This window comes from Corynebacterium sp. HMSC06G04 (assembly GCF_001807365.1).
GTDB classification, from domain to species: Bacteria; Actinomycetota; Actinomycetes; order Mycobacteriales; family Mycobacteriaceae; genus Corynebacterium; species Corynebacterium simulans.
The window spans coordinates 20,884-31,334 of record NZ_KV788603.1 but is presented as its reverse complement, the minus strand read 5'-3'; the positions used below and the strand labels follow the sequence as shown (position 1 = coordinate 31,334).

General features: G+C 54.9%; 5 protein-coding genes and 1 pseudogene. All 6 read left to right on the top strand.

Going from position 1 to position 10,451, the window contains the following annotated elements:
- Window positions 1-403 precede the first annotated feature (403 nt).
- Window positions 404-622: pseudogene (locus HMPREF3158_RS13355) on the top strand (NAD-dependent epimerase/dehydratase family protein); the annotation flags it as partial.
- A gap of 291 nt (window positions 623-913) precedes the next feature.
- Window positions 914-1,513, top strand: a complete 600-nt coding sequence (locus HMPREF3158_RS13110) for a hypothetical protein (protein WP_235591245.1) — start codon at window positions 914-916, stop codon at window positions 1,511-1,513.
- A 42-nt stretch (window positions 1,514-1,555) separates the two neighbouring features.
- The gene (locus tag HMPREF3158_RS04155; RefSeq protein WP_014303371.1) at window positions 1,556-2,701 is read left to right on the top strand and encodes a Gfo/Idh/MocA family oxidoreductase; all 1,146 of its coding nucleotides are present in this window, start codon (window positions 1,556-1,558) and stop codon (window positions 2,699-2,701) included.
- Complete coding sequence (locus HMPREF3158_RS04150; RefSeq protein WP_070419941.1) at window positions 2,683-8,217, top strand: non-ribosomal peptide synthetase; 5,535 nt, start codon at window positions 2,683-2,685, stop codon at window positions 8,215-8,217. Before HMPREF3158_RS04155 ends, HMPREF3158_RS04150 begins: the two co-directional genes overlap by 19 nt.
- On the top strand, window positions 8,210-8,818 hold the full coding sequence (locus HMPREF3158_RS04145; RefSeq protein WP_014303369.1) for a VOC family protein: 609 nt from the start codon (window positions 8,210-8,212) through the stop codon (window positions 8,816-8,818). Before HMPREF3158_RS04150 ends, HMPREF3158_RS04145 begins: the two co-directional genes overlap by 8 nt.
- The gene (locus HMPREF3158_RS04140; protein ID WP_049063288.1) at window positions 8,815-10,446 is read left to right on the top strand and encodes an AMP-binding protein; all 1,632 of its coding nucleotides are present in this window, start codon (window positions 8,815-8,817) and stop codon (window positions 10,444-10,446) included. The genes HMPREF3158_RS04145 and HMPREF3158_RS04140 overlap by 4 nt, the downstream gene beginning before the upstream one ends.
- Window positions 10,447-10,451 lie beyond the last annotated feature (5 nt).

The window sequence follows — 10,451 nt, the reverse complement described above, 5'->3', positions numbered from 1 at the left end:
TATCAGGTGTCCACCACATGGGGGTCAGGTCCCCACCACCACCGCTGTCGCATCCTCTGTGGCGTAGAAAACCAAGAAAAACAGCCTCTACGAAACCCGGAGCTTGATACCTGCACAAGTTCATGGTCAGGGCCCTAGGTGGCTGGATGGACTGTGTGATAACGACCATCTTGCACCGTCTAGGGCCTCTTGCTATGCCACGACACCACCAAAACACCCCCTGCCTATCCTTTTGACCCGGCCCAACGACCCCTACCCCCAGCCAGGTAGCTATGTTGCTACGCACTCTAGATTGGGAAGAGCCGTTTTACCCTCTATCTATTGCAACTCATTGCCGCGCAGGGTAGCCTAACCTAAACAGGCCCTATTTGGCGTTATGTGCTCGCTAAGAAAAGGACATTGAGTGGTTCGCACAGGAGAGACGGCAAGAGTGGGGGTTCTCGGTTCGCATGGCGAAGTAGGCCGCCAAGTAGCCGCACTGTTGCGCGCTAGCGGACATATGGTGAACTGCGGGAATCGGTCTCACCACACATCAGATGAGCGCACCGCTATCGTTGACGCTCACGACGAGGAATCTGTCAACAAATTTTCCCGTGACCTTGATGTCGTCGTCAACTGCGCCGGACCGTCATGTCTTCTCAAGACCTCAGTAGCGTCGGCACTACCAGACTCAGTGGGCTATATAGACCCGTTCGGAGCCAACTCATTCGACAACTATCCCACCAACCGTCCGTGCGTGGTCAACGCCGGCGCTACCCCCGGTCTCAGCGGTCTATTACTACGCCACCTGGCGGGCCTAATCGACGACTGTCAATCGGTAACTCTCTGCACTGGTGGACGCGACCGGGGCGGGCTGTCGGGTCTGGTCGATGTGGTGCTAAGTACCCACAACTCCTACGGACATCCTGGGAAGATGATTGTCGACGGCGACCTCGTGGCTTACCAACCTGGGAGCATCCACGCTGAAGATCTGGAACCTTTCCCAAGCGATGACGGACTCATAGCAAGCCCGTTCGTCACCAACGAGCTACGCAAGATGGCCCAAGATTTCTCTATTCCGCGCCTCATAGGGGTCACGGCCATACCGGACCGGGACACCCAGCAGTTACTTTTACGTGCGCTCTCACAAACCGACATATCAGACCCAACCACGCTCATGAATTTGTGCGCAGACATAGCTGCAGCGAAGACCAAACTCGATGCCGGAAAGAACCACTGGTTTGCCATCCAAGCCACTGTCCACGGCACCCTACGGGGCCGCCCTGTTCGCGTCTCAGGCAGTGTCCACGCACCGGACTCCACCTTCATCACCGCTCTTTTTGTTGCGGAAGCGACAAAAAGCGTTATCCGCGACGAACTACTAACCGGGCCGAAATGGGGCTATGAGCTGCCGGCCCCTCAAACTGTCCTCTCGTCACTGGCCTCTTACAACGTCGACATTAAAATCGTCGGCCCTACAGCAACTACCGACGCACCTCAATGGAGTGATGACGACGATGCAGGCTTCATTTAAAAACCCCGGTATTTCGGCTCAGAACCTAGAAAGGCCCGTCGCATGAACACTGTACGCGTCGTCGTATGCGGCACAACATTTGGCCGTATATACATCAACGGGATAAAAAAGCTTGCGGATAAATTTTCGCTGGTAGCAATCCTATCTCAGGGCAGCGAACAGTCGCGCCGGCTGGCAGAGCAGCTAGGCGTACCTCTGTGTACCAAGATCGAAGATCTCCCCGCTTTTGATCTTGCCTGTGTGGTGGTCAGATCTAGCGTCGTTGGCGGTTCCGGCACGCAGCTCGCCCTAGAGTTTTTAAGCCGTGGCAAGCATGTAGTGATGGAGCACCCGATCCACAAGAAAGACTCTGTAGATTGCTACCGGATGGCAGCGAAAAATAACGTGCAGTTCAAGCTCAACACCTTCTACCGCTGGAATCCAACCATATCCCGGTACTTGGAAATCGCAACAACACTAACCAGGCAGTTCAAAATCATCCACATAGACGCCGAATGTAGCATTCACTTTCTATTCTCAACGCTCGATATCATCGGAAGGATTACCGGCGGTTTTACCCCATGGAGCTTTGATGACGACACCCAAGTTACCGGAATATTCACTACGCTCACCGGTTCGATACGCAAAACCCCGCTCTGCTTGCGCGTGGTTAATCACAACGACCCAGAAAAGCCAGACGATTTCGCTCACGTGGGGCATCGAATAACTGTTTTCACGCACGCCGGAAATCTGGTGCTCACCGAGACTGACGGAACCATCATCTGGCACCCAAACACCCCAATCCCACGAGATCAAGCTGGCTTGCTAAGCACTGCTGCCGATGATCGTTTGAGCACTCTACAGTTGCATGAGAATCTCCTTATCGAGCCGTGCGTTACCCGTGTCGCCCTCTACGACCATACCTGGCCTGCAGGCATTGCGGAGTTTCTGAACGAAGTATATGACAAGTTGGCGTGCTCCAAGAACGAAGCGCAAGAAGCCGAATACCTCCTGGCATTGTGCGCAGTCTGGGCGCGCACCGGACAATTACTGGGTCCCACATGTACCGTCCAAGCAGCTATGCATGCCGAACCACTCAGTCTCGAGAGTCTGATGTGGCCGCTGGGGGAGTCTCATACCTCCCCCATTGAGCGAAACAACCCCAACCACCGGAACACAGGAGAGATAACATGGATGTCACAGCGCTGATTAACGACCTTGAATCCCGCGGTATAGCGCTATGGGTGAACGGCGATCGACTCAACTACCGTTCACCCAAGGGTTCCTTGCGCGAGGAAGACCTCGCGGCCTTAAGGTCAAATAAGGAAAAGGTTTTGGCATGGTTGCGTGAGCGGGAGGCCGTTCCGCATGATGAGCAAGCACGGTTCGCCCCCTTCCCCATGACCGATATTCAGCGCGCATACGCAACCGGTCAGAACGAAGGCTATGATCTGGGTGGCACCGGGTGCCACAGCTACGCCGAAATACGAACGGAACGCCTTGATCGCAGCCGCCTTGAACAGGCCTGGCACGAACTCATCCAGCGCCATGACATGCTCTCTGCAGTGGTCGTTCCACCGGATTCGCTGCAGGTGGTTAAATCTCGCAGTTTGCCGGTGCTACAAGCTGTAGACCTCGCGGGCCACAACCCAGATGTCCCGGACGCCGAGTATCTTCGTCACCGCGCAAAATTGGAAAACCGTAGCTACCCGTTGGGCACCTGGCCACTGCACGAATTCCAGCTTTTGCAATTTGACGAATGCAGCATCCTACAGTTTTCGGTGGACATGATCATCGCCGACTTTGTAAGCGTGAGGGTGATGGTCGAGGAACTTCTAACTCTCTACGCAGGTAACGTTCTACCGGAACTAGAGGACACCACGTTTCGGGATATAATCACCTCCCGTAACCACCACAGCCAGAGTGCCGCTGGCTTCGCTGCACGCACCAATGCAAAAAAGTACTGGTCCGAGATCATCCCCTCGTTGTCCGGCAAACCCTTACTGCCGACGCTGACCTCAGCCGATCGCACATCCGAAATGCCGGTGCGTTTCACCCGGCGTACCTGGCGATGCTCGCCAGCAGCATGGTCAAAGCTCACCGACGCAGCAAGCACTCACGGCGTCACTCCTTCGGCGACGCTACTTACCGCCTACGCCGATGTACTGCGCCGTTGGTCCTCCACAAGTGACTTTTGCGTCAATGTCACTTCGATGAACCGAGATTCTGCCATTGCCGGAATCAACCGTATTATCGGAGACTTTACCGAGATGACCCTACATGCTTGCCATCCGCACACTGGAACCTTTAGTGAGCGCGTGCACGCAACCCAGGAGCAGCTATCCGAAGAGCTATCACACGCTGCGTATTCCGGGGTTGACGTGTTGCGCGATATAGCCCGCACTACCGGGCAGCCCGCGGTAATCCCGGTAGTATTCACCAGCGCGTTGGGTGCAGACACACCGCACAACAATGGTCCGGCCTACAACCTTGTCTCCGGCGTAAGCCGAACGCCGCAGGTATGGATTGACTGTCAGGCATTCCAGGACGGAGGCTCTTGCAACGTCAACTGGGACGTGCGAGAGGACGTCTTTGAACCGGCGTTGATCGACGACATGTGGGAGTCATTTACCGACCTACTCGATCGCCTGGTCGACGACGGTTCGGCGTGGCAGGAAACTGATTCAGTCCACTTGCCCGATAAGACGATCGCCATCCGTAACCGCATTCACAAAACCCACGTACAGCAGACCACCCGATGCCTCCACGACGGGTTTTGGGATAACGTCCAGCAGCACCCACACCAGCCAGCGCTGGTGTGTGGCGGAAAAACCTACAGCTACCAACATCTGGCTGGCTACGTCGGGGCATTACAGCATGAGCTCTCTGATGTCGGTCCCGGAGATTACATTGCCATCGTCCTAGGTAACGGAGTATGGCAAATAGCTGCCGCTGTTGCCGTGGTATCAACTGGTGCAGCCTACGTGCCGATCGATCACGAGCAACCCGCAATCCGCCAACGTTCAATGATAGAAGCGTGTCGTCCTGCCAACGTCATCACTAATTCTCATTTCTCCGAAGAAAATACCGATATCTCCAACATCAACGTCGATACTCTCAGCCCGATACAGTACAGTGGCACCATAGCCTCACCGGTTTCCCCCACCGAAACCGCCTACATCATCTTCACCTCAGGCAGCACCGGAATTCCAAAAGGTGTTGTCGTTACGCACTCGGCTGCAATGAACACCATAGATAGCGTGAACAATCTCCTCGGCCGAAATAAAAGACGCACGGTATTGGGGGTATCGAAGTTATCCTTTGACTTATCCGTGTATGACATCTTCGGTACCTTCGCAAGCGGTGGCACTTTGGTCCTGCCGTTAGACGAGGAATCGCGAAACCCCAGCAAATGGATCGATTTCCTTGTTGATAACAACGTCGATACCTGGAACTCTGTTCCTGCACTGTTCCAAATGCTTGTGCGAGAGGTAGAGGTGACCCGTCACCCGAACATCCTCAGCCTAGACCTGGTTATGCTGTCCGGAGACAGGATCCCGGGCACTCTCCCAGCGCATGCTGCACCCCACTTCCCTAATGCTGAACTCATCAGCCTCGGCGGCGCCACGGAGGGCGGAATATGGTCGATTTTCCACCCGATGACCTGTCACACAAATGAAACTAGCATACCATATGGTACCGCGTTACCCAACCAAGGAATGTGGGTGCTCGACGAGGCCTGCAATGAGTGTCCGGACTGGGTGCGAGGGCAAATCCATATTTCCGGGGAAAGCCTAGCCACCGGTTACCTCAACGATCCAACCTCCACAGCAGAGAAATTTTTCTTTTCCGAAAAGCATGGCACACGTATGTACGCTACCGGGGATATAGGAAGCTACCGCCCAGACGGCGTAATCGAGTTTCACGGCCGTCGGGACAATCAACTAAAAATCAACGGCTATCGAGTGGAAACCGGCGAGATAGAAGGAGTCCTCGAATCCAACGACTTCGTCGAACGCGCTATAGTACTCACCCAGGAAACCAGTGACCCAATTAAACTACATGCTTTCGTCACTGATGCACAGAGCGACAAAGATGAGCTCAAGGATGCTGGGCAAATCAGAAACTCGGAGCTCCGTACAATGCTTGAGCAGCGCTGGACACCTGCAGATACGAGCCTTGACACGGGAATATTTGCCACATGGATGCGGCTGGGAAACGAAGCCGCGATGGCTGCTTTGCTCGCGGCTTTCCAACAAGCCGGTGTTTTCCTCGTTGCAGGAAAATACCACACTCTTACGGAAATCACCGCGGCGATCCATCCCTCCGAAGAGTATCGCGAACTCATAACCCGTTGGCTCAATATTCTGACTGGAGAAGGCTTAGCCACTAAGGATGATGAGGGTTGGACTGTCAGCCAACAGACCCTGGACTTCTTCGTGTTCGGAGAGGCCTGGGATCAGTTCGGCAACATGGAAGCGGAAATCAATAACAGTAAGGAATTATTCAATTACCAACGGCACGCAGCTGAGGCGCTTCTTTCCCAGTTGCGCGGAGAGATCAGTCCCACCGAGGTGTTCTTCCCGGAGGGAGATACCCATAACGCCCGCACCATTTACGGCGAAAACCGCATTAGCAAGGCGATGAATGCTGCGGCCGCAGAGGCAGTGATCGGCATTGCCGAGCACCACGCTGATCATCCGGTAAGGATCCTCGAGGTCGGCGCTGGCATAGGTGCTACGACGGAAAAAATTGTTAGCCGACTCCCCGAGAACGTAATCGAATACCGCTTCACCGATATTTCGACATTCTTCCTACATAAAGCCCAAAAAATGTTCGCGCATTGTGGTGCCATGACCTATGGCCTGTTTGATATGAACTCAGACTGCACATCGCAAGATGTAGAGTTCGGCGGTTACGACATCATTTTGTGCGCCAACGTACTGCATAATTCAGTAAATATCGAGGAGTCATTCACCCGCTTAAAGCAGCTGCGCCGCCCCGGGGGCGTGATCGTCATAGTAGAGCCGATCACTGAACTTTACGCAGCCCTTATCTCGGTGTCCATCAAGATGAATCTGGTTGATTTCACGGACCACCGTGCGGAATCACACAAGGTGTTCATCGAGGACGCGCAGTGGGATCAGGTCTTCAGGGATACCCAGATGCACCGCATCGCGGAGTACCCAAACACTAGTGACCCGTTGCGCGAATGCGGGCAACGACTCATCATCGTTGGTGCCGATGACGACGATGTCCCCACGCTCAACAGTGAAGACATTCTGGGCTACCTGCGTGCTCACCTACCGGGTTACATGGTTCCGGCTTCCGTCAATGTACTACCGGAATTGCCGTTAACCTCAAATGGCAAGGTAGACCGCAAGGCCCTAGCGCAACTCTGCTTAGAACCGGTGGGAAGCCCCAACAACCGGATCGATCCTCCACGCAACGAAACGGAAGAGCAGATAGCGACTATCTGGCGCGATGTCCTCGACACCACGGAGGTTGGGCGCAATGATGACTTCTATGCGCTTGGGGGTGACTCACTGCTCATGGCCGAAACGGTAACCCGGCTCCGCCAAGAAATACCTGGCCTACAGCAGCACACGTGGGACGCCCTTATGCGTGGCGTACTCAAGGTGCCAACCATCGCAGGCATTTCCGCGCTAGCACAGGCTGCAGGAAGTAGCTGTCAACCCGAAGCATTAAAAGCCGTTAATTCTGCTAATCATACCTCCCCTGAACTGACTGCTCTGTCTACTGTAGCCAGTGGCTCTCCAACTGGGTCTTCAAATCTGCATGTATACCGATTGCCGAAGGACGCAACGTTCTGCCGCGTGATGATCCACGCTGGCACTGGCCGCCTGAAGGACTACGAGTTCTTGATGCCCGAACTGCTTCAACGCCAGCCAGAGATTGCCCACGTTGGTTTTACCGCTGGTGACGCAGATCGATTCCTGGACTACACAACCCGTACGCTGATCAGGGATCTGGCCCAGAGCTACGCCCAGGAACTTGATGAGTTGGATATGGAATCTTATCAGTTGGTCGGCTACTGCATTGGCGGTATGTTAGCGCTGGAGACCGCGAAGGCGCTCACCGAACTCGGCCGCGACGTGCGCCAGGTAACTTGCATCAGCACCCACCAGTGCCCGCACCGGGTCACTAATGAACTACTGTGTGAGCTCGCCTATGGGTGCATTTTCAACGCTGACCTAAGTGCAATGGGGGCGAACTTCGACCTCAAAACCCTCGCAGCAGCCCTGGAGCACACCCTTGATGGCATCAACCGCAATATCAGTGACGAAGAACTGTGTACCCTTGAAGGCCCATACGCAGATATCGGGGAATTCTTCCAAAAGATGGCGGTGTTGAGTCCCAGGGCGCGCCGCAAACTCATCTACCGAAGCATCCGTGAATTCGACACAGACTCCGAGTCCACTCGCGGGATGCTGGACATCCTATACGATGTCTTCCGGCATTCGTTACTCGGAACCATCGACTACGTCCCCGATGTCTATTTCGGTGATGTAGTCGTACTGCAGCCTACCGAAGGTGTAACTGGTTTTTACCCGAGCCTAGGCGGAGACATCGATTGGCCAGCGACCGTGCTCGGCAACCTGCAGATACATGCCGTGGCCGGTTCTCATGCCACCTGCCTGCTACAGGAGAACGTACCCTCACTACTTCCGTTCTTCACGGAGAGGGAACAACGAAATGGCTAATGTGGGACACATTATCTATAAAGCAGACGACCTAGAGAACTCAATTAATTACTTCCGTTCGCGCGGCTTTGACGTTGAACCAGGACAACAGAAAAACGCTGCAAGCGCGCTTATTTATTTCTGCGAGGGTCCCTACCTGGAGATACGAGAGCGAGCCGACGTACCACCGTTTTTCCGCCAACTTTTACACCTTACTGGCAATGGAAAATTCGTCGACTCCTATGACAGATTCGCCACCATGTCACAGGGGTACTCACGGGTGGTACTGGAGGCGCAGCGCAAGGAATTTGACCACATAAAGGAGATTTTTGATTCTCATCAAACCAAGAGCCTGACAATCCCGTTCTCCCGCAAGGATCCCGCTGGCAGACGGCTCGCCTGCTGGTGTCTGTCACCCGACGACTGGGCGATCCCACTTTTCGTGACCCCCTTTGCCATTGATACCCATCGCAGCACCCCGCATCCTAACGGGATTACCCACATAACCGACATCGATTTTGCGGCCAGTGAGAAGACATTAAGCATTTGTAAGCACGTTGGTGTCGACGGCGGCCTCACCTGCCGTTCCGGCACAGGCACGATTGATTTGGAGTTTGCATGAGAGGGCGCGATATCGACCGCAACAGTGTGTTGAAGCATTACGAAGGCACCGGCCACCTGGCCCGAAAAAGCCTGTGCCAGGAACTGTTCGAATCATCCGAGATTTATTCGGACCATGTAGCTGTCATCGCTGACGACGCACACCTGACCTACGCACAACTCGAGCAATCACTTTGTGTGTTCACCGAGGAGCTACGAGAAAGCGGCCTCTCGCCAGGAGACCACGTGCTACTGCAACTGCCAAACACCGCAGCGTATGTGGTGACTCTGCTTGCGCTGATGCGCGTGGGTGCTATCCCAACCCTGCTGCTTCCCGCGCATAGAGAGGCCGAAGTTGCAGCGTTGTGTGAGTCTTTACACCCAGTTGCTTATATCGGTAGCCGCGACCATCTCGGTTTTGACACCGTAGCCATGGTAGAGGCTATGGGACCCGGCGAGCTCGGACTCAAAGAACTGTGGGCCGATAACGGACCCACGCACGACAAGGAGTCCTCGTACCGAGTTCTGCCAGGTCTCTTCACTGCCCCGATTTCTACCAAATGTTCTCCGCCTACTAAGTGGCCGGATCCACGCAGCGTTGCGCTGAATCTTTTGTCTGGCGGAACCACGAACATGCCAAAAATAATTCCCCGGGTACATGAGGCGTATGCATATAACACCCGTGCGGCGGCACAGTGCTGCGGCGTCGGGCCAGATACGGTATACTTGGCGGTTCTATCTACCTCTCATGATTTCGCCTTAGCTCAGCCCGGGATTCTGGGCACCTTGCTTTCGGGCGGCACTGTGGTTCTGTGCACCAGCGCAGCCTTCGATGAGGCGTTTCCGGCCATTGCGACCCACGGGGTCACGCTGACTGCACTAGTTCCTGCGGTAGCCCAGGTGTGGGTGGAGGCCGCAGAGTGGTTTCCCGCAGATTTCTCTTCCTTGGAGCGAATTATCATTGGCGCAGCGGCGCTTAACGACGGCTTAGGTGAGGCAATACAGGATCGTTTCGGTGTGCGTATCCACCAGGGTTATGGCATGGGTGAAGGCATCACTACGTTCACGCGTATTGATGACCCTCCAGCGGTGATTCTTGGCACGCAAGGTCGTCCCATCTCTGATGCTGACGAGTTGGTAATCGATGGCCCGGGAGGCGAGCCGGGAGAGATACTAGAAAAGGGCCCTTATACTTTCTTCGGCTACGAAGGAAACCGCGATACCCCGGACTGTTTCACCGAGGATGGTTTCTTCCGCACCGGTGACCGTGGCTACCTTACCGAGGACGGCAACCTGGTGCTGTGCGGGCGCGTGGTTGAACAGATCAATCGCCTGGGCGAAAACGTCTCCCCTTCTGAGGTCGAGACACTCTTGTCTGGAACTCCAGGCATTAGTGCTGCAGCCGTCTTCCCAATGCCAGATAGAGCACTGGGAGAGCGCACCGTTGCAGCCATCGTCGCCCAACCAGGCGTTAACCGCTCCGCCATTCTGGATGATTTCCTCACCCGAGGCGTAGCCCGATACAAGGTGCCGGACCAGGTGATCACTGTCGACGAAATTCCACTGATCAACATCGGCAAGGTCGACAAGAAAAAGCTGCGTGCTCTCGCGGCAGCGCAATTTACTGACCGTGAATCCGAACAAAGCTGAGAGGA